This window comes from Streptomyces bungoensis (assembly GCF_001514215.1).
Classification (GTDB): Bacteria; Actinomycetota; Actinomycetes; order Streptomycetales; family Streptomycetaceae; genus Streptomyces; species Streptomyces bungoensis.
Genome location: NZ_KQ948855.1, coordinates 273,389 through 293,830 on the forward strand (window position 1 = coordinate 273,389; position 20,442 = coordinate 293,830).

Consider the following 20,442-nt stretch of genomic DNA (forward strand, 5'->3'; position numbering starts at 1 on the left):
CTGCTCGGGGACACCGGAGCCGGGGGCCGACAGGTAAGGCTGCCGGTCGACGCGTATCACTGCTGTTTGGAGGCGGGGGCGATGTCAGCGGTTCCTCGTACAGTCGGTCCTGATCGTTTGCTCCGTGCATGGACCCCGTCCACCGTCGTCACGGTCCCCATCCCATGGAAAGTCGTGAACGTCATGTCCAACCTCCCCATCCCCGCCACTGGTGACGACTGGGAGTCGTCACTGACGCAGGCCTTCGGCGTCCTGCTGGGCCATCCCCTCGCGGACTTCGATTTTGGCGCGGAATACGCGGCCGACTACAGCGGCAGCTGGCTCTACGAATCCCAGGCCGACACGGATCCCGCCTGGTTGGAGCCGGCCGCTCTCGCCGGCCGGGAGACGATAACCAACGAGAACCTGCTGCTGCTCGACGAGGTGGGCTACCCGGAGCTCCGGTTCGACGCGAGCCGGTCACTGTTCGAGATCGACACCGCGGTGGACTTCCCAGCGGCTTTCAAGGAAGACCTGGCGGCCGTCAAGGTGCGAGGTCACGAACGCCGGCCTGTAGTCAGGGGCGCCGATCTGGCGCGCCTGACCGCACGCCACGGGGTCGACCTCACCTCGCCGGACCTGCCCGCGAAGACGTGGTGCGTGGTGCGGGCCAGAATCGCGTCGGACGGCACTCTTCTCGATGCCCTCCGGGTCGCCACCGGTATCGGCGAGGGCTCCGACGGCCTCGTGCCGTGTGAGGAGAAGGACGCGGCGACAGAGGCAGCGATCGCGGCCGTGGAGCATGCTGGGATCCGCGCACATCTGCGCGCGTTCTGCAGCCCCGGCTCCGACCTCGGCCTCTGCCTTTGGTACATGCGCAAGTGCAGGGAGGAAGGCAGCCCGCTGGTGGCCCAGTGGGAAGAGGCCGGGGAACAGTTCGAGATCACCGTGCAGCGGGTCGAGGCCTGACCCGTCACCTGCGGACCGGTCTGTGCCTGGATGCCCGGACCTGGTACGCGCTCGTCGTGCCGTCCTCGTCCGTGAAGGCCGTCGAGCGCGTTTCGGGCCACGTCCGCGACCTGCTGCGGATATAGGTGTACGAGGTGACGGACGACAACAGAGTGCGCCGGGTGTCCGCGTGACCGAGTCCCCCGCCGACAGGGTGGAAGGCGTGGCCCTGGCCGTTCAGCCCTCTACGACCTGGATGTGATGCTTCAGCTCCTCGGCGATGCTCGCTGTGTCGGCAGTCGCGGGCACGCGCCAGTCCGTCTCGATCCCCCGCTCCACAGCGGGCTCCGTGGTGAAGCGGATCAGGTCCGGTGACGGAAGGAACGAATCACGGAGCCAGGCGATGAAGACGGCCGCTTCACCGGGGGTGTTGTCCGTGAGGAGGACCGTGTCCCGGCCTTCGTTGGTGGCGAAGCCGTCGAACACGATTCCGTCCTCCGTCACGGCCCAGAAACACAGCCGCAGTTGGCGGCCCTGCTCAGTCTCGTAGCGAACGTCGTGGAACGCGGCGTCGAGCGCGGCGCCGAACGCGGCCAGGTCGAGATTCCAGCCGGCGGGGTTCTTGGCGGGCGCGTAGAGCAGGTAGGTCGTCTGGTAGTCGTCGAGGTCCACGGTGGGAGGTTTCCTTCGTCGTTCGCGTTCGAGATCAGGGCACGTACCGGGAGGTTCCCCTGACTTGCTGGACAGCCATGAGTGTCTGCCAATAGGCGGCAGCATCCTTGTCGTTCGTCATGATCTCCAGGCCGCGGATCTGCTCGTGCTCGTTCATCGCCAGCCGGTAGTCGTTCAGTTCCTTCTCATCCTTGCCGACAAGAACGTCCTTCTTACTCCATTTCTTCTTGCCGTTCTCGTCGTACTTGTCTTCTAGTGCGAAAGTGTCCGGTGTACGGAACGAGTTCTTCTTGCACTCGTCATCGGTGCCCTGCACGTATTTGGCGTCGACCATGTAGCCGTCGACCGGCCGCATGCCGTCCGCCGCGATGGCGCCCTTTCGGGCATCGGCGGGCAACGGTATGAGCCGCTCGGGGTAGCCGGCGGTCCGCAGTTGGTAGGCGTTGGCGGGGTCTGTCACGTCGGGCCGCCCGCCGAAGCCCATGGGTCGCAACGTGTTCACCCACCTCTCGAACGACCTCCGCTCGGCATCGGTGAGCATCCGGGTGGTGCCGGGCACCGGCGGCAGGGGGTCCTGGTGGGCCACGTTGGGGTCGGGATCCCGGTAGACGGCCGGCACGATCCCCGGCACACCTCCCTTGTACGAGGCGAGAGCGAGCGGTACGGGCACGGGCTCGGGGACCGGGAGCAGCGGCAGGCCGGGCAGCCCCGGCGGGTCGTCCGAGCCCTGGGGCAGCTTGACGCGCTTCTCGGAGTCGTCGAGGGCGTGAGCGACGTCGCCGAGCCGGTGGATCCACGGGTCACCGAGAACGGCGTCGAGGAGGCCGCCGTCGTCACCGTTGCCGCCGAACATGGGCGCGTCCCACGGCATGTCCACATGGAAGGGGTCGACCCGGTCCTCGGTGATCTGCGCCTTGGCCGCTTCGACGTGATCGGCGTACCGGTCGCACGCCTTCGCCAGCTGGGCACACGCGGCCACGAGATTGGCGACCAGCGGCTCGTCCGGGTGGGCCCGCTCGGGGGGCACCGAGAAGCCGACGAAGCCCTTGAAGTAGTTGCGGAACGCGTCGGCGGCCTCACCGGAGTGCGCCTTGTCAGCGGTGTGCGCGCAGGCCTGCGCGTCCTCCAGCAAACGCGTCATCAGCTTCGCGCCGCGGTGCCAGGTGCCCGCCACGTCCCGGAGTTTCTCCGGGGAGCCGCGAAACCGGTCGCTCATCCCGGCGGGAGCGTACTGGTCGTACCACGCAGTGTCGCCCACGACCTCCGGGAGTTCCTGGCCCAGCCCGAGGAAGCTTTCGGGGCAGTCCGCTCCCGGGTCGCCCATGCCGTCGGTCAGGTCCACCTGCTTGCCGAGAATGGCGGAGGCGATGCTGCTCTCCCGTGCCATGAACTCGCGGCACGTACGCATCAGGCCCTTACCCGTCTCGCCCATCACATAGGCGCTGAAGCCCATCTTGTCGAGTGTGGTGGCCGCCGCAGACCGGTACACCTTCGCGAAGGCGCGGCCGGCATCATCGTCTCCGGCCATGCCGTGCTGCCGGTCTAGTTCGTGGAAGACCGCGATGGCGGTGTCCCGGGTGCCGACCATGACGCTGTCCACCATGGTCATGGACGCCTTGATCATGCCGTCCACGATCAGTTTCACGTCCGGTCGCAGCACCACGCACTCCCCCAGGCCTCACTCGCCCAGCAGAAGGGCGATCGGACCTCTGTTCTACCGCACGAGGATCTTCGGGACAGGGCCACCGTGAGCCAAAGGATGCCTCGGCGCGCGTGGCGGCCCGACACCCCCCACACCAGCCGTCCGCGGTCCCACAAAGCCGGGCTGTAGTGCCGTTTCTGCTGGTCACGCCGAACGCGGGGCGAAATCTTTGGGTGCATGACGACCTTCACCCTCCGGTTCACAGCGACTCCGCGCGGCGCACGCCTCGCCCGTCGGCTCGCCTCCCAGCAGATGGACGCCTGGGGCTGGCCGTACGGCGGCACGGCGAACGACACCGTCGAGCTGATCGTCGCCGAGCTGGCCGCGAACGCCGTCACGCACGGCCGGGTCCCGGGCCGGGACGCCGAGCTGCGGCTGTGCCGACAGGACGGCGAGAACGGGGTCCGCATCGAGGTGAGCGACACCCGCGGTGAGCGTCTGCCCGTGGTGCGGGACGCCGGGAGCGAGGAGGACGGCGGGCGGGGACTCGTCATGGTCGGCGCACTGGCCAAGGAGTGGGGTGTGACGGACCGCCCTGGTGCTCCCGGCAAGACCGTGTGGGCCGTCGTAGGCACCGGGGTTCCGTTGGCATCGCGCGAAGGTCAGTAGTGGTACCGGGCCTTGATGATCACAACTTCCTTCTCGGTGGCCCGGTAGACGAGTCGGTGCTCGTCGTCGATCCGGCGCGACCAGTAGCCGGACAGGTCACCCTTCAATGGTTCCGGTTTGCCGATGCCGGTGAAGGGGTCGCGCTGGATCTCGCCGATAAGGCGGACAAGCTTGCGGAACAGCTTCTTGTCGGCGTCCTGCCAGTACAGGAGGTCCTCCCACCCGGTAGGACGAAACCGTACGTCCCTCACTCCCCGTCCTCCGCAAGGGCCTGGAGTTCCTCCATGCTCTTGGTGATCACCGGAGTGTCGGCAGCTTTGTCGGCGGCGACGGCCGCCATGAGGTGGGCGGCATTGGCTGGTGAACGCAGCAGGTAGACGGTCTCCTGCCAGGAGCGGAAGTCGTCGGCGGACATCAGTATGGCGTTGCCGCCCCTGGACGTGATCTCGACGGGCTCGTGATCGTCGTTGACCTGCTGGATCAACGGGAAAAGCCTGGCTCGGGCCTCGCTGGCGGTGATGGACATGGCCCGCTCCCTCCGGATCGGCAGAAATGGTACGGAAAAGCCGTACCAGTGCGATGGTACAAGCATGCGGTACCAGTCGCACTCATCTCATGCTTCCCCGGCCGAGAGTCCCGCCCGAGCTGGCAGGATAAGGAGGAGTTGTAAGGGGCACGGGTTTCACCGGGGAGCGGGAGCAGCCGATGGCCAGGGGTGGCGACACCGTCGTACTGAGGGACGTCCTCGACATCAAGGAGGACGTCTACGCCGGCGACTTCAAGGTCGAGCTGTCCCAGGGGTTCACCGGTGACTCGGCGGGGCGGGTCGAGGAGTACGTCGTCACGCCGCAGCTCAGGGAGCAGTTCGACAAGGCGCTGAAGCTGGTGCGCGGCGCCGTGCGCAAGAACGCCTCGTACGCCGCCTACCTGCACGGTTCCTTCGGCGCCGGTAAGAGCCACTTCCTGACCGTGCTGCACGCCGTCCTCAACGGGGACGCCTCCGCGCGGGCCAAGCCGCGGCTCCGAGAGGTCATCGCCGAGCACGACGAGTGGCTGCGCGGCAAGAGGTTCCTCATGGTGCCGTACCACCTGGTCGGCGCGGCCAACCTGGACGAGGCGCTGCTCGGCGGGTACGTGCGGGCCGTGCGCGAGCAGCACCCCAAGGCGCCCACGCCGACCGTGTTCCGCTCCGACGCCATGCTTGCCGACGCCCGGCGCATGCGGGAGCAGCTCGGCGACGACGCGTTCGTCCGGCTGCTGCCCGCGGACGGTGCTACCGCGGGCGGTGACGACGACGATGACGAGCTTCAGGTGATCGGCGCCGGCGGGGCCTGGACCTCGAGCGAGCTGGACGACGCCTTCGACGCGCCGGCCGGGGACTCGCGCCGCGAGCGGCTGGTGTCCGCGCTGCTCACCGGGCCGATGCGGTCGTACGCCGAGAGCGCGCGCGGCGACGCCGCCAAGTACGTGCCGCTGGAGAACGGGCTGTCCGCGATCAGCCGCCACGCGCGCGCCCTGAACTACGACGGTGTCGTGCTGTTCCTCGACGAGCTGGTGCTGTGGCTCCAGGCGCACATGCGGGACCGGACCTTCGTCAACAGCGAGATCCAGAAGCTGGTGAAGCTGATCGAGTCCGGGGACGCCGACCGGCCGGTGCCGATCGTGTCGTTCATCTCCCGTCAGCGCGACCTGTCCCAGCTCGTCGGCTCCGACGTGCTCGGCGCCGACGTCAAGGCCATGGAACAGGCGCTCGAATACCTGAACGAGCGGTTCGACACGGTCGACCTGGAGGACCGCAACCTGCCGGAGATCATCAAGGAGCGGGTGCTGAAGCCGCTACCCGGCAAGGACGTGGTGCTGGAGAACGCCTTCGGCGGGGTCGACCGGTCCAACCAGCAGGTCAAGGACATCCTGCTGGACGGCGGCGGCGCCACCCACGCCGACTGGACCGACTTCCGCGCCGTCTACCCGCTCTCCCCCGCGCTGCTCAACGTGCTCGTCGCCCTCTCCGGCGCCCTCCAGCGCGAGCGGACCGGTCTGAAGCTGGTGCAGCAGCTGCTGCAGAAGAACGCGGGCGCCGCCGTCGGGCAGCTCATCCCGCTCGGTGACCTGTGGGACGTCCTCGTCGACGGCTCCGGGGCCGCCTTCACCGACAAGCTGAAGCGCGAATCCGAGGCGGCCGTGAAGTTCTACGGCAAGGCGCGCACCCACCTGCTGGAGAAGTACGGCTCCGACACGCACGCCGACTTCCGGGCCGACGACCGGTTCGTGAAGACCCTGCTGCTGGGCGCGCTCGCCCCGGACGTGCCCGCGCTGCGCCGGCTCACCGGGGCCCGGCTCGCCGCCCTCAACCACGGCTCCGTGCGCTCCCGTACCGTGCCGGCCGGTGACGTCGTCGTACGGCGCATGCGGGACCTGCAGGCCGCGTTCCCGTCCGAGGTGCGTTCCGACGGCGAGACCGACCCGGTGTTCTCGCTGCACCTGTCCGAGCTGGACATCGAGCCGCTGCTCGACGCGGTCGCCGAGGAGGACAAGGCGGGCGTGCGCCGGGTGTGGCTGCGCGACCGGATCTGGGAGGCCGTCGGCGTCCGGGACGGGCAGTTCGTCGCCGAGAAGGAGATCGTCTGGCGGGGCACCCGGCGCCTCGCCGAGTTCGTCTTCGGCAACGTGCGGGACCGGGCCGACCTGCCGGACGAGCAGTTCACCCCGGCGACCGCGGGCAACGTGCGGTTCGTCGTCGACTACCCCTTCGACGACGGCGACCACTACCCCAGCGACGACTTCCACCGCGTGGAACAGCTGAGGAAGGACGGGGTGACCGCACCGACCCTGGTGTGGCTCACCGACTTCTTCTCCGACCAGCGCCGCGCCCAGCTCGGCCGGCTGATGCGGATCAACTTCCTGCTGGAACGCGACCGGCTCACCGACTACACCGGCAACTTCCCGCCCGACGACCGGGCCAAGGTCCGGCGACAGCTGGAGGTGGCCCGCGACACCCTCACCGACCAGCTCACCGGCGCGCTCGCCGAGGTGTACGGGCTGGCCCGGCCGACCGACGCCAACCCCGGCCCCGAGGTGCCCGACGGCCGGCACGTGCTCTCGCTCCAGCCGGAGTTCGCGCAGCCGCGCGAGGAGGGCGGCAAGGGCTTCGAGGCGAACGTGCAGCATCTGGCCGACGGCATGTTCTCCGCGCTGTACCCGAAGCACCCCGACTTCGGACTCGACGGCAAGGGGCAGCGCAAGGCGGTGAGCCCGGCCGAGCTGCGGACCGCCCTGGAGTGGATCACCCGGGCCATGGACGAGGGCGGGCGCGCCCAGAACGTCGACAGCCACCACCTGAAGACCGTCAAGCGGGTCGTGGAACCGCTCGAGCTGGGCACGGTGCACGACGGTCCGCTGGTCATGCGGCAGGACTGGCGCACCCGGATCAACCAGGCCGCCTCCGCGCACAAGCAGCGCGGTGACCTGGCCGTCGAGGACATCCGCGGCTGGATCACCAGGGACCTCGGCTACGGGGGCCTCGACAAGCTCACCGGGAACCTGCTCATCTCCGCGTACGCGCTGCTGGACGACCGGGCCTGGGTGTACCAGGGCGGCCCGGAGCGGGAGGCGCCCGCGCTGCACGAGATCGGGCCCGGCTGGTCGCTGCGTTCGCAGCCCCTGCCCAGCGAGGACGAGTACGCGGCGGCCCGCGAGCGGGCGGCCCGGCTGTTCGGCGTCTCCGCCAAGCCGAACATGTACGCCCGGAACGTCAACCGGCTCGCCGAGGACATCCGCGCCAAGGCGGACGCCTGGGAGCGGGACGTCGCCGGGGTGCGGGCCTCGCTGGACCGGCACGCGGCGCTGCTCGGCCTCGACGCGCCCGGTGAGCCCGCGCCCCGGGTGGCGATCCTGCGGGAGGCTGCCGGCCTGCTCGCCCGGCTGACCCGGCACGGCAGCGACGCCACCGCCCTGGTGCGCGAGCTGGCCTCCGCGTCCTGCACGGCCACCGAGCGGGACCTGAACACCGCCATGGGCAGCGCCGGTGAGGTGCTGCGGGCCCTGGACGAGGCCGCCTGGCCGGCGCTGACCAACGTGCGCGGGCTGACCGGCCGGGAGGACGGCGTCGGCGACCGGGCCCGGCGGCTCTTCGACGAGATCGCCCTCGCCGCCCGTGCCTCGGAGTTCGAGCGGTCGCTGGTGCCGGTGCTCGGCCACGCCGGGGAGAAGGCCAACTCCATCATCAACGCCGCGCTCCAGGTGGAGACCGTGTTCACACCGCGCCAGGAGCCGGCTCCGGGGGCGCGGGACGTGCGGGTGAGCGAGCCGGAGGTAGCGACACACCATCCGCGGCCGGGAGCCGGCGGTGCCGTCCCGGCAGGGCCGGACGGGGACGCCGTACCGGCGGCGGCACGGCCGGAGCCCGCCCCCGCTGCGCCGGCCGACGGCCCGGCCGCGCCGCGCGCGTCGTCCGGGCGGCGGCTCATCGCGGCCGGCGGGGCCACCCCGCTGGAGCAGCGGCTGGCCGACGGCCTGGCGGGCGTCCGCGACGACATCCGCGCCTTCCTGGCCGCGCATCCGGACGCCTCCGTGGAGATCAGCTGGAAGCCGGTCGCACCCTCCGGCGAGTCCTCGGGCGAGTCCTCCGCCGAGGACGCCGAAGGGGCCCGCTGATGGCCGCCCGGCCCGCCGCCGGGCGGCGTGCCGTCGAGGTGCTGCTGGAGACGGAGCTGCCGCGGGCCGAGGGGCGGCGGCTGGTGCTGGTCGACGCCGTGTGGGCGGGCGGTGACGAGGAGCGGGAGTTCACCGTGCGGGTGGACGGCGCCGCCCGGCGCGTGCACGTCACCGACCAGGACTCGCCGCTCGGCATCGCCGACGCCTGGCGGCGCCACACCACCGAGACCGACCCCGGCGGGGACAGCGTCCTCGTCGTCACCGGCAGGGTCCCCGCCGACCAGCTGGGCTGGGACCTGCGCGGACACGCCGTGCGGCGCAGGCCGCTGGCCGTCGAGCAGGCCGACATCGTCAAGCAGCTGTTCGGGGCCGGTGACCTGGACACCCGGATGGTGCGCGAGACCTGGCTGCTCGACGCGCTCCTGGAGGCCGAACCGCCCGGCGGCTGGCCCAGAGCCGGGTCCGTCCTCACCCGCGACCGGGCACTGCGCGCCCTGCTCGCCGCCCGCGTCGGCCTCGGCGACATGCGCGCCGACTCCCTCGACCTGGACGCCGACACCCTCTTCGACTGGAGCCGCACCCCGGCCGGTCCCCGGCTGTTCGCCGAACTGCCCGACCAGCAGCGGGCCGGACTGGCGGAATGGCTGGAGGAGGTGACCGGGCCCGCCGCACCCACGCTGCTCGCGCTGGCGGCCGACGGGCGGGGCGCCGACGCGCTGCCGCTCGGCGCGCTCGCCTCGGCCGTCCTCGCCTGCCCGTCGGCCGCCGACGCCGGGTTCGCGCTCGGCACGCTGTTCGGCCGGGCGCTCGGCTCGTTCGACGTACTCGGCCCGTACGCGGCGGCGGCCACCGGCGTGCTCACCCGGTGGATCGCGCAGGCGGAGGCGGGCGGAGGGGCGGGCGCGGACGCCCACAGCCGGGTCCTGGCCGTGCTGGAGCGTGCCGACCAACTCGCCGAGACCGCCCGGCTGACCGGCCTGCTGGCCGGGGACCGACTGCTGCCCTCCGGCTACCGGACGCGGCTGCGGTCACTCGCCGCCGCACTCGACGGACGGCCCGGCCCGGCCCAGGCCGCGCTGCGCGATCTCGCCGACCACCAGCTCGCCGTCCTGCACACCGAATCCACCGAGCGGGCCCGGACCGCCGTACGCCTGTTGCGCTGGCTCGACACCCCGCAGGCCGCCCCGGGCTCGGTCGGCAGGAGCGTGCGCCACCACATGGAGTCCACCGGCTGGGTGGACCTGGCGGCCGGAATACTCGCCGAGGGCGACGCCTCGCGGGACAGCGAGGTCGGAGAGGCGTACCACCGGCTGATCGCCCGGGTGCGCGACCGGCGCCGGCAACTCGACGAGCAGTTCGCCGCCGTCCTCGCCACCTGGACCGAGGCCGCCTCCCAGCAGGCTCCGAACGGGGCACTGCTGATCGAGGACGTGCTCGCGGAGGCGGCCGCGCCCCTCGCCCGGGACGGCGGACGGCCGCTCATCCTCGTCCTGGACGGGATGAGTGCCGACGTGGCCGTCGAACTCGCCGCCGGGTTCGACCGGCGGAACTGGACCGAGATCGTCCCCGCCGCGGAGGCGGGCCGGCTCGCCGCCGTCGCCATGCTGCCCACCCTGACGAAGATCAGCCGGGCGTCGCTGCTCTGCGGAGCGCCCGCCGAGGGCGGCCAGGACGTGGAGCGGGCCGGGTTCACGGCCTTCTGGAAGAAGCGCCGTCGGGAAGCGGTGCTCTTCCACAAGGGCGGCTTCGAAGGAACGGCCGGACACCGGCTCGCACCCGAACTCCTCGGCGCGCTCGCCGACGACAGAACGATCGTCGGGGTCATCCTCAACACCATCGACGACGCCCTCGCGGACGGACGCGAGAGCGGGCGCGCCCGCTGGCGCATCGGCGACATCGCCAAGCTGGCCGACCTGCTGGGCGCCGCCCTCGGCGCCGGCCGTCCGGTCCTGCTCGTCTCCGACCACGGGCACGTCCTGGACCGCGGCCCGCGCGAGGCGGGCCCCGTGGTCGCCGAGGGCGTGCAGGGAGCCCGCTGGCGTACCGGGCCCGCCCAGTCCGGCGAGGTGGAGCTCGCCGGGCCACGTGTCCGGGCCGGCGGCGGGCGCGTCGCCGCCGCCTGGCGCGACGACCTGCGCTACACCGCTCGCCAGGCCGGCTACCACGGCGGCGCCTCACTCGCCGAGGTCACCGTTCCCGTACTGGCGTTCGTGCCGTCCGACAGCGAGATCCCGGCCGGCTGGGCCGCACTGCCCGCCGAGAACACCGCCCCCGAGTGGTGGCGGGGCGCTGCCGAACCCGCACAGCCGCAGGAGACCGCGCCCGCCCCGCCCCGCGGCAAGGGCGGCCGCAAGCAGCCGGCGCAGTCCGAAGGGCTGTTCCCTCAGCCTCCGCAGCCGGGCCACGTCACGCCGGGCGAACAGACGGTGCGCAGCAAGCCGTACGAGACGCAGCGCGAGTTCGTGCGGAACGCGCCGGCCGGACCGGCCGTGGCCGCCGCGCTCGACGCGCTGCTCGAAGCGGGCGGCAAACTGTCCCCGGCCGCCGTCGCCGCCGCCGCCCAGGCCGCCACCGGCAAGTCCGAACGCAACCCGCAGCGGTTCGTCACCATGCTCGAACGGCTCCTCAACATCGACGGCTACCCCGTGCTCCAGCTGGTCGAGTCCGGGCGCACCGTCCACCTCGACAAGGAGCTGCTGCGGCAGCAGTTCCTGGAAGGCACGCCCTCGTGAACACCGCAGACGGCCCCCAGGCAGGGGGCATCAGCCCCGCCCGCGCCCGGGACGTGGTCGACGCGCTGCGCCGCGGCACCGTGCCGCAGCAGGGGCTCGGGCTGTTCGCCGTCGGCCTGGACCGGTTCGCGGGCGCCCTCGACGACGACCTCGCCACCGTCGCCCGCGGCGGCTCCGCCTTCCACGCGCTGCGCGGTGAGTACGGCTCCGGCAAGACGTTCTTCGCCCGCTGGCTCGCCGAGCGGGCCAAGCGGCGGGGCCTGGCCGTCAGCGAGGTGCAGATCTCCGAGACGGAGACTCCGCTGCACCGGTTGGAGACCGTGTACCGGCGGCTCACGGAACGGCTGGCGACGGCCACCCATGCACCGTCCGCCCTGCGCGCCGTGATCGACTCCTGGTTCTACGCGCTGGAGGAGGAGGTCCTCGACGCCGGGGACGCCGACCAGGACGACGAGGCCGGACTCGCCCGCGCCGTCGACGAGTTGCTGGAGCGGCGGCTCGCGGACGTCGCCCGCACGACCCCCGCCTTCTCGGCCGCGCTGCGCGGCTACCGCGAGGCCGTGGCGGCCGGTGACGGAGCACGCGCCGAGGCACTGATCGCCTGGCTCGGCGGCCAGAAGTCCGTGGCCGCCTCCGCCAAACGGGCCGCCGGGGTACGCGGCGACCTGGACCACTTCGCCGCGCTCGGGTTCCTCCAGGGGCTGCTGACCGTGCTGCGGGACTGCGGTCACCCCGGGCTGCTCCTCGTCCTCGACGAGGTGGAGACCCTCCAGCGGGTGCGCGGCGACGTGCGGGAGAAGTCCCTCAACGCCCTGCGCCAACTGCTCGACGAGATCGACGCCGGACGATTCCCGGGGCTGTTCCTCGTCATCACCGGTACCCCCGCCTTCTACGACGGACAGCAGGGCGTGCAGCGCCTGGCACCGCTCGCCCAGCGGCTGGCCACGGACTTCACGACCGACCCGCGGTTCGACTCGCCCCGGGCCGTCCAACTGCGCCTGCCCGGCTTCGATCTGGCCTCCCTCGGGGAACTGGGGCGCAAGGTGCGCGGCGTGTACGAGGCCACCGCCCGCAACCCGAAGCGCGTCGCAGCCCGCGCCGATGACGGCTATCTGGACGAGCTGGCGCGTGCCGTCACCGGATCGCTCGGCGGCAAGGCCGGCATCGCGCCCCGGCTGTACCTGCGGAAGCTGGTCGCCGACGTGCTCGACCGGATCGACACCTTCGACGACTTCGATCCCCGCGTCCACTACACCCTCACCGTGAACACCGCGGAACTCGACGAGGTGGAGCGCAACGCGGCCGCGGGCGCCGGTGACGTGGAGCTGGAGCTGCCGTGAGCGCCGACGCGCTGGACCTGCTCGACCCGATCCTCACCCACCACATCGTCAACTCGCTGGGCTGGCGCTCTCTTCGGCCACTGCAGGAGGAGGCGATCGGGCCGCTGCTGTCCGGGCAGGACGCCGTACTGCTGGCGCCGACCGCCGGCGGCAAGACGGAGGCCGCCGCGTTCCCCCTCCTCACCCGCGCACAGCGGCACGGGTGGAAGGGCACCGGCATCCTCTACGTCACCCCGCTCAAGGCGCTCCTCAACAATCTGCACCCCCGGCTGGAGACGTACGCCGGCTGGGTGGGGCGGACGGCCGAGCTGTGGCACGGCGACATCGCCTCCAGCAGGCGCCGGCGCATCCTGTCCCAACGCCCGGACCTGCTGCTGACCACCCCCGAGTCGCTGGAGGCGATGCTGGTCAGCGCGAACGTGGACCACCGGACGTTCTTCTCCGGTGTGCACAGCGTGGTAGTCGACGAGGTGCACGCCTTCGCCGGCGACGACCGCGGCTGGCATCTGCTGGCCGTGCTGGAACGGCTGCAGAAGATCGTCGAACGGCCGGTGCAGCGGGTCGGTCTGTCCGCCACCGTCGGCAACCCGCACGAGCTGCTGGACTGGCTCCAGGGATCCGGCAAGGGACGCCGGCCAGGACAGGTCATCGCTCCCGGGGTAGCGCTCCCCCAGGCGGAGGGCATGCAGTCCGTGGCGTCCGTGAGTGTCCCGCCCGGTGACATCGAGCTGGACTTCGTCGGCTCGGTCGCCAACGCGGCCACCGTCATCGCCGCCCTGCACCGGGGCGAGAAGCGCCTGGTGTTCTGCGAGACCCGGCGCACCGTCGAGGAGCTGGGCGAGCAGCTCCGGCTGCGCGGCGTCACCACCTTCCTCTCGCACGCCTCGCTGTCCACCGACGAACGACGGCGCGCGGAGGAGGCCTTCGCCGAGGCCCGGGACTGCGTGATCGTGTCCACCAGCACGCTGGAACTCGGCATCGACGTCGGCGACCTGGACCGGGTCATCCAGTTGGAGGCACCGGCCACGGTGGCCTCGTTCCTGCAACGGCTGGGCCGTACCGGACGCCGCCCCGGCACCCTCCGCAACTGCCTGTTCCTCGCCCTGACCGATGCCGGGTTCCTGTCAGCGGCGGCCCTGCTGCTGGCCTGGTCGCGCGGCTGGGTGGAGCCGGTGACCGCACCTCCTGAGCCACGGCACCTCATCGCGCAGCAACTCCTCGCGCTGTGCCTCCAGGAGCACCGGGTCGGGGAGAACCTGTGGCAGGAGTGGTGGGGCGGGCTCGGGCCGTTCGGGGCGGGCGCCGAGACCGTCGTACGGCACCTCGTCGAGCAGGGATACCTGGAGCGCGACGGCGGCACGTTGTTCATCGGGCCCGAGGCCGAACGCCGCTTCGGGCACCGGCACTTCATGAACCTGACGGCGTCCTTCACCGCGCCGCCCGAGTTCACCGTCCTCAGTGGGCGGACAGAGATCGGCCGCACGGACCCGGACCTGCTCACCGAGGAGGTCGAGGGGCCCCGCAAACTGCTCCTGGCGGGCCGCAGCTGGCTGGTGACGTACATCGACTGGCGGCGCAGGCGCTGCTTCGTGGAGCCCGTGGACGAGGGCGGGCGGGCCAAGTGGAGCGGCTTCGGCCCGGACCGGGTCCGCTCCTTCACGCTGGCCCGGGCCGCCCGCGAGGTGCTGCTCGGTACCGATCCCCCGGTACTGCTCACCCGCCGGGGCGAGGCCAAACTGGCCGAGGCCCGGGAGTCGCACCTGGACGTGGTGCACCCGGCGGGGACCGTCATCAGCCGCCGCGGTGACGACGACGTGCGCTGGTGGACGTGGGCCGGTCACCGGGCGAACGCCACGCTGGCCGCGTCACTGCCGTCCGTCGTCCTGTGCCACCGCTTCGTCGACGACCGTTTCATCCGCCTGCGCGACGACGTGACGCGCGAGTCATGGCACACGGCCGTCGCTGACGCGGGAACCGGCCTCACCCTGCCCGATGTGGACATCCGCGCGGTCCGCGGCCTGAAGTTCGCGGAGGCCCTGCCCCAGCGACTCGCACAGGCCACCCTGGCGGCCCGGCTGGCGGACGAGGCCGGGGCACGGGCGGCACTGGCGGAGCCGGTGCGCTTCGTCAGCTTCCCGTGACGGGCGCGGGGAACTGCGCGAGCAACCAAGAGCGGCGCCGCACCCGGCGTAGGACCGCGGCTAGGCAGACGCGAACCCACCCGGCACAGGCACGCGCATGGGAAAACGCACGGTGCCCAGCACCCCCGAAGGGGCGCTGGGCACCGTGGTTCAGCTCAGCCGAGGCTCAGCGCAGCGCTCAGTGGGCGTGGCCGTGGCCGTGGCCCGCGGCGGCCGGCTCTTCCTCTTCCTTCTTCTCGACGACCAGGGTCTCGGTCGTCAGGAGCAGGGAGGCGATGGAGGCGGCGTTCTCCAGGGCGGAGCGGGTGACCTTGACCGGGTCGATGACGCCGGCCTTGACCAGGTCGCCGTACTCGCCGGTGGCGGCGTTGTAGCCGTTGCCCTTGTCCAGCTCGGCGACCTTGGAGACGATCACGTAGCCCTCGAGGCCGGCGTTCTCGGCGATCCAGCGCAGCGGCTCGACGGCGGCGCGGCGGACGACCGAGACACCGGTGGCCTCGTCGCCGGTCTTGTCGAGGTTGCCCTCGAGGACCTTGACGGCGTGGACCAGCGCGGAGCCACCACCGGAGACGATGCCCTCCTCGACCGCGGCGCGGGTCGCGGAGATGGCGTCCTCCAGACGGTGCTTCTTCTCCTTCAGCTCCACCTCGGTGGCGGCGCCGACCTTGATCACGCACACGCCGCCGGCCAGCTTGGCGAGGCGCTCCTGGAGCTTCTCGCGGTCCCAGTCGGAGTCGGTGTTCTCGATCTCGGCCTTGATCTGCGCGACGCGGCCCGTCAGGTCCTCGGCCTTGCCGGCACCCTCGACGATCGTGGTGTCGTCCTTGGTGACGGTGACGCGGCGGGCGGAGCCGAGGACGTCGAGACCGACCTGGTCGAGCTTGAGGCCGACCTCCTCGGAGATGACGGTGGCGCCGGTGAGGACCGCCATGTCCTGCAGCATCGCCTTGCGGCGGTCGCCGAAGCCCGGGGCCTTGACCGCGACCGCGTTGAAGGTGCCGCGGATCTTGTTGACGACCAGGGTCGACAGGGCCTCGCCCTCGACGTCCTCGGCGATGATCAGCAGCGGCTTGGAGGCACCCGACTGGATGACCTTCTCCAGCAGCGGCAGCATGTCCTGGATGGAGCTGATCTTGCCCTGGTTGATCAGGATGTACGGGTCGTCGAGGACGGCCTCCATACGCTCCTGGTCCGTGACGAAGTACGGCGACAGGTAGCCCTTGTCGAAGGCCATGCCCTCGGTGAAGTCCAGCTCCAGACCGAAGGTGTTGGACTCCTCGACGGTGATGACACCGTCCTTGCCGACCTTGTCCATCGCCTCGGCGATCAGCTCGCCGACCTGCTGGTCCTGGGCGGACAGCGCGGCGACGGCGGCGATGTCGGACTTCTCGTCGATCGGGCGGGCCGAGGCGAGCAGCTCGTCGGAGACGGCCTTGACGGCGGCGTCGATGCCCTTCTTCAGGGCGGCCGGGGAGGCACCCGCGGCGACGTTCTTCAGGCCCTCGCGGACCAGCGCCTGGGCGAGCACGGTGGCGGTGGTGGTGCCGTCACCCGCGATGTCGTTGGTCTTGGTCGCCACCTCCTTCACCAGCTGCGCGCCGAGGTTCTCGTACGGGTCCTCGATCTCGACCTCGCGGGCGATCGTGACACCGTCGTTGGTGATGGTGGGGGCGCCGAACTTCTTGTCGATGACGACGTTGCGGCCCTTGGGGCCGATCGTCACCTTCACCGTGTCGGCCAGCTTGTTGACGCCGCGCTCGAGGGCGCGACGGGCGTCCTCGTCGAACTTCAGGATCTTCGCCATGACAGCGGGAGCCCTCTCGGAATGGTTGGGGATAAAAGACGACTGCGCCCCGGGCGCCCGGCTTCTTATCGGTCGCGGGGGCCAGGGGCGCAGTTCAAAGCAGAGATTGCTTCGAGGTGACTACTTCTCGATGATCGCGAGGACGTCGCGAGCCGAGAGGACGAGGTACTCCTCGCCGTTGTACTTCACCTCGGTGCCGCCGTACTTGCTGTACAGGACGACGTCGCCGACCTTGACGTCGAGCGGCAGGCGCTCGCCGTTCTCGAACCGACCCGGGCCCACGGCGAGGACGGCGCCCTCCTGGGGCTTCTCCTTCGCGGTGTCCGGGATGACCAGGCCAGAGGCGGTGGTCTGCTCGGCGTCGAGCGGCTGGACCACGATGCGGTCCTCGAGCGGCTTGATGGCAACCTTGGAGCTGGTGGTCGTCACGATCCGACCTCCCCCTTCGGAGATCTCACGGGGTTAACTGTCTGAGGTGGCGACCAGGTGGATCCGTCGTCGCGGGTGCCGGACCTGCCCGTCGCGTTGTTGGCACTCTCCAGTGGGGAGTGCCAGAGCCGAGACTATGACCGCGATTAGCACTCGGTCAAGCGGAGTGCCAATTGCCGTGCGGCGCGTCGGCCGAGAGTGGGCTACCGGAGTGGGTGAGCGGCCGCCTCTTGCCCCGCCGTCTGGGCGGCTGCCGCCCCCAGGCCCCCGCTGTCGGGCCTTCGGCCCTCGTCCTCAAACGCCGGACGGGCTGATCGGCGCCCGCCCCCGGATCGGCCTCAGTCCAGATAGTCCTCCAACCGCCCCACCGTCAGCCCCCGCTGCTGCACCCTGCGCAGCACCCGGGTCGTGCGGTCGCTCAGGGACGGGCCCGTGGCCTCGTCGGGGCCGACCACGACGATGTCACCGGGGCGCAGGTGGTGCTCGCCGTGGGTGTAGACGAGGTCGGCCGGGGTCATCGCGGCCCGCCACAGGACGAGGGTGGAGATGCCGCAGTCGGCCGCCGCGCGCCGGGTGGTGGTGTCGTAGGCGCCGTAGGGCGGGCGGAAGAGGCGGGGGCGGACGCCGAGGCGGGATCTGAGCCGGTCCTGCTGGCCGCAGATCTCGGTGCGCTGGCCGGCGTACGGCAGCCCGGCCAGGGCGCGGTGTTCGAGGGTGTGGTTCTCGATGCCGGCGCCGGCCGCGCGCAGCCGGGCGAAGTGGCCGTAGCCGGGTCCCACGACGCTGTCGGTGAGGAAGAGGCTGACGGGCAGGCGGAGTTCGCGGACCATGTCGACGAACCGGGGGTCGCGTTCGGCGCCGTCGTCGTAGGTGAGGAAGACGACCTTGTCGCGGGTGGCCACGTGGTCCACGGCCCGGGGCAGCGGGGCGCCGGGCCGGTGGGCGGACAACGGGCGGGCCGGCGGGCTGGGCGGGGCGGCGAGCGGGGCGGTCAGGCCCCAGCGGCGGTAGGCGCGGCCCGCGGCCGCCGGGCCGGGCGGCCGCACCTCGCCGGCCGCCCGCTTGCCCAGGCGTTCGATGGGGTCGACGGAGGAGGCGCAGCCGATGAGCAGCAGGGAGGAGGCGAGTGCGGCGGCGAGCGCGGGGCGGGCGCGCGCCGGGCCGCGCCCCGGACTCCTCCCCCGCGTCACAGGTAGTCCTCCAGGCGGGCCACGGCGTAGCCGTCGCTCGTGACCTTGTTCAGGAAGCGGCGCATGTCGTCGACCATCGTGCCGTCCCAGTCGTCGGTGCCGCGGAAGTGGGTGAGCACGATGTCGCCGGGGCGCATCTTCTGGTCGTCCTCGCGGTACTCCCAGTGGTCGACGTACACCTCCTCGTTCCAGATCGGCGCGTACTTGATGCCGCAGGACTTGGCGACCATCAGGGTGTCCTGGTTGTAGTTGCCGTAGGGCGGCCGGAAGACCTCGGGGCGCTTGCCGAACTGCCGCTGCATGACGTCCTGCATGCCGCAGATCTCGTCCTGCTGCTGCTCGTAGGTGAGGCCGGGCAGGTAGGGGTGGTGCAGGGTGTGGTTGTTGAGGGTGTTGCCGTAGGACTGCGCCTTGCGGAAGTAGCCGTAGTCGTCCTTCACCAGGTAGTCGCTGAGGAACGCGGTGTACGGGATCTTCAGGTCCCGCATCATCTGCAGGAACCTGGGGTCCTTCTCCGAGCCGTCGTCGATCGTGAGGAAGACGATCTTCTGCCTGGTCGGGATCGTGGTGAAGACCGGCGGCAGGTTCCAGTCCTCCTGGTGGTCCACCTCGAAGCCGGGCCGGGCGGTGATCCTCGGCTTCACCGCGGGCGGCGGCGGAGGGGTCAGCGGGACCTGGTCCAGTCCCCAGCGCTTGGCGGCGGCGACCAGCCGGGCGTGTTCGGCGGCCTGGCGCTGCGCGCGGGCGGCCGGGTCCGCGGGGCCGCCCCGGGCGGGCTGCCCGCCGGACGCGGGGTGGGTGTGGGAGTCCGCGTCGGGGGCGGAGCAGCCGGAGGCGAGGGCGGCGGAGGCCAGCGCGGCCGCACCGCAGCGGAGGGCGAGCTTCAGGAGCCGTGCCCGGAATTTGTCATTTTGTACTACGACTCGCATGGCTTTGGATCCAACCAGGCACCGGTCCCGCATCCGGCCCGACACCACCGCCGCGGGCGCACGGTCCACCGACTGGCCCACAATGACCCGGTGAACGACCTCGCCCCGCTCCTCACCCCCGAAGGCCGCGCCCTCCTCGACGAGGTCCGCGACACCGACCCCGCGCAGGAACTGGCCGTCGCCACCCGGCTGCGCCGCGAGCACCCCGCCGAGCTGGTGTCGGCGGCCCTCGGGCAGGCGCGGCTGCGGCAGCGGGCGGCGGCGAAGTTCGGGGCCGAGGACGCCGGGCGGATGTTCTTCACGCCGAACGGGGTGGAGCAGTCCACCCGGGCGAGCGTGGCGGCGTACCGGGCACGGCGGTTCACGGAGCTGGGGGTCACCTCGGTCGCCGACCTGTGCTGCGGGATCGGCGGCGACGCGATCGCGCTCGCGCGGGCCGGCATCCGGGTGCTGGCCGTGGACCGGGATCCGCTGACGGCGGCGGTGGCCCGGGCGAACGCCGAGGCGCTCGGGCTGGGTGAGCTGATCGAGGTGCGCGAGGCGGACGTCACGCAGGTGAGCACCGAGGGCTACGACGCCGTGTTCGCCGACCCGGCCCGGCGCGGGGGCAGACCAGGGGGAGCCGCGCGGAGCGCGTCGTTGAGGGGTGGTGGCCGGGCGACGGGCGGGCGCATCTTCGATCCGGAGGCCTATTCGCCGCCGCTGTCCTGGGCCGTCGCCGCCGCCCTCGGGGCACCGCGCGCGGCCCTGAAGGTCGCCCCCGGAATCCCGCACGAGGCGGTGCCCGCCGAGGCCGAGGCGGAGTGGATCTCGGACGGCGGGGACGTGAAGGAGGCGGTCCTGTGGTTCGGGACCGAGCCGGGCCTGGTCCGCGCCACCCTGCTGCCGGGCCCGCGCACCCTGCGCTCCCGCGGCCTGCCCGACCCGGCCGTGCGGCCCGTCGGCCGGTACCTGTACGAGCCCGACGGCGCCGTCATCCGCGCCCACCTGGTCGCCGAGGTGGCCGAACAGGTCGGCGGCGGGCTCCTCGACGAGACGATCGCGTACGTCACCGCCGACGAGCCGCACGCCACGGAGTACGCCACGGCCTACGAGATCACCGACCGGCTGCCCTTCAACGTCAAGAGGCTGAAGGCCCTGCTGCGGGAACGGCAGGTCGGCGTCCTGACGGTGAAGAAGCGGGGCTCGGCGGTCGAGCCCGAGGAACTGCGCAGGAAGGTCAAGCCGCAGGGGCCGAACGCGGCGACGGTGTTCCTCACCCGGGTGGCCGGGGCACCGACCATGCTGATCGGGCGGCCCGTGCGGCCGGCCTAG

General features: G+C 71.8%; 15 protein-coding genes. 7 read left to right on the forward strand and 8 right to left on the reverse strand.

Features of this window, described 5'->3' with window-relative positions:
* Window positions 1–174: 174 nt before the first annotated feature.
* Complete coding sequence (locus AQJ66_RS13655; RefSeq protein ID WP_061920642.1) at window positions 175–948, forward strand: hypothetical protein; 774 nt, start codon at window positions 175–177, stop codon at window positions 946–948.
* Window positions 949–1,164: 216 nt separating this feature from the next.
* On the opposite strand, the gene AQJ66_RS13660 is transcribed toward AQJ66_RS13655, so the two are convergent.
* Window positions 1,165–1,599 carry a hypothetical protein gene (locus AQJ66_RS13660; RefSeq protein ID WP_061920644.1) on the reverse strand — a complete coding sequence of 145 codons (435 nt, stop codon included), beginning with the start codon at window positions 1,597–1,599 and terminating at the stop codon, window positions 1,165–1,167.
* Between the two features lie 34 nt (window positions 1,600–1,633).
* Entirely contained in the window at window positions 1,634–3,259 is a 1,626-nt protein-coding gene (locus AQJ66_RS13665; protein WP_244162818.1) for a restriction endonuclease fold toxin-2 domain-containing protein, read from the reverse strand.
* A gap of 219 nt (window positions 3,260–3,478) precedes the next feature.
* Here AQJ66_RS13665 and AQJ66_RS13670 point away from each other — a divergent pair, with 219 nt between their 5' ends.
* Window positions 3,479–3,910 carry an ATP-binding protein gene (locus tag AQJ66_RS13670; protein ID WP_061920646.1) on the forward strand — a complete coding sequence of 144 codons (432 nt, stop codon included), beginning with the start codon at window positions 3,479–3,481 and terminating at the stop codon, window positions 3,908–3,910.
* On the opposite strand, the gene AQJ66_RS13675 is transcribed toward AQJ66_RS13670, so the two are convergent.
* Both AQJ66_RS13675 and AQJ66_RS13680 read right to left on the reverse strand, forming a co-directional pair.
* Window positions 3,904–4,161 (reverse strand): Txe/YoeB family addiction module toxin, encoded by a 258-nt coding sequence (locus AQJ66_RS13675; RefSeq protein ID WP_061920648.1) that lies wholly within the window; start codon window positions 4,159–4,161, stop codon window positions 3,904–3,906. The genes AQJ66_RS13670 and AQJ66_RS13675 overlap by 7 nt on opposite strands.
* Entirely contained in the window at window positions 4,158–4,436 is a 279-nt protein-coding gene (locus tag AQJ66_RS13680; protein ID WP_061920649.1) for a type II toxin-antitoxin system Phd/YefM family antitoxin, read from the reverse strand. Before AQJ66_RS13680 ends, AQJ66_RS13675 begins: the two co-directional genes overlap by 4 nt.
* A 179-nt stretch (window positions 4,437–4,615) precedes the next feature.
* Between AQJ66_RS13680 and AQJ66_RS13685 the strand changes: the two genes are divergently transcribed.
* The 4 genes from AQJ66_RS13685 to AQJ66_RS13700 are packed head-to-tail and all read left to right on the forward strand — an operon-like array spanning window position 4,616 to window position 14,776.
* Complete coding sequence (locus tag AQJ66_RS13685; protein ID WP_061920651.1) at window positions 4,616–8,563, forward strand: BREX-2 system ATPase PglY family protein; 3,948 nt, start codon at window positions 4,616–4,618, stop codon at window positions 8,561–8,563.
* On the forward strand, window positions 8,563–11,295 hold the full coding sequence (gene pglZ / locus AQJ66_RS13690; protein WP_061920653.1) for a BREX-2 system phosphatase PglZ: 2,733 nt from the start codon (window positions 8,563–8,565) through the stop codon (window positions 11,293–11,295). The genes AQJ66_RS13685 and pglZ overlap by 1 nt, the downstream gene beginning before the upstream one ends.
* Window positions 11,292–12,635, forward strand: coding sequence for a BREX system ATP-binding protein BrxD (brxD, locus tag AQJ66_RS13695; protein ID WP_208611357.1), 1,344 nt, complete (start codon window positions 11,292–11,294; stop codon window positions 12,633–12,635). Before pglZ ends, brxD begins: the two co-directional genes overlap by 4 nt.
* Entirely contained in the window at window positions 12,632–14,776 is a 2,145-nt protein-coding gene (locus AQJ66_RS13700) for a DEAD/DEAH box helicase (RefSeq protein WP_107118929.1), read from the forward strand. Before brxD ends, AQJ66_RS13700 begins: the two co-directional genes overlap by 4 nt.
* 178 nt (window positions 14,777–14,954) lie before the next feature.
* Here the strand turns inward: AQJ66_RS13700 and groL are convergent, their stop codons facing one another.
* The 4 genes from groL to AQJ66_RS13720 all read right to left on the reverse strand — a co-directional run bounded on the left by groL (window position 14,955) and on the right by AQJ66_RS13720 (window position 19,128).
* On the reverse strand, window positions 14,955–16,580 hold the full coding sequence (gene groL / locus AQJ66_RS13705) for a chaperonin GroEL (protein ID WP_061920654.1): 1,626 nt from the start codon (window positions 16,578–16,580) through the stop codon (window positions 14,955–14,957).
* A gap of 120 nt (window positions 16,581–16,700) precedes the next feature.
* Window positions 16,701–17,009, reverse strand: a complete 309-nt coding sequence (gene groES / locus AQJ66_RS13710) for a co-chaperone GroES (protein ID WP_020132158.1) — start codon at window positions 17,007–17,009, stop codon at window positions 16,701–16,703.
* A 338-nt stretch (window positions 17,010–17,347) separates the two neighbouring features.
* Window positions 17,348–18,199, reverse strand: a complete 852-nt coding sequence (locus tag AQJ66_RS13715; protein ID WP_061920656.1) for a polysaccharide deacetylase family protein — start codon at window positions 18,197–18,199, stop codon at window positions 17,348–17,350.
* On the reverse strand, window positions 18,196–19,128 hold the full coding sequence (locus AQJ66_RS13720; RefSeq protein ID WP_079060216.1) for a polysaccharide deacetylase family protein: 933 nt from the start codon (window positions 19,126–19,128) through the stop codon (window positions 18,196–18,198). The genes AQJ66_RS13715 and AQJ66_RS13720 overlap by 4 nt, the downstream gene beginning before the upstream one ends.
* Before the next feature lie 90 nt (window positions 19,129–19,218).
* Here AQJ66_RS13720 and AQJ66_RS13725 point away from each other — a divergent pair, with 90 nt between their 5' ends.
* On the forward strand, window positions 19,219–20,442 hold the full coding sequence (locus AQJ66_RS13725) for a THUMP-like domain-containing protein (protein ID WP_061920658.1): 1,224 nt from the start codon (window positions 19,219–19,221) through the stop codon (window positions 20,440–20,442).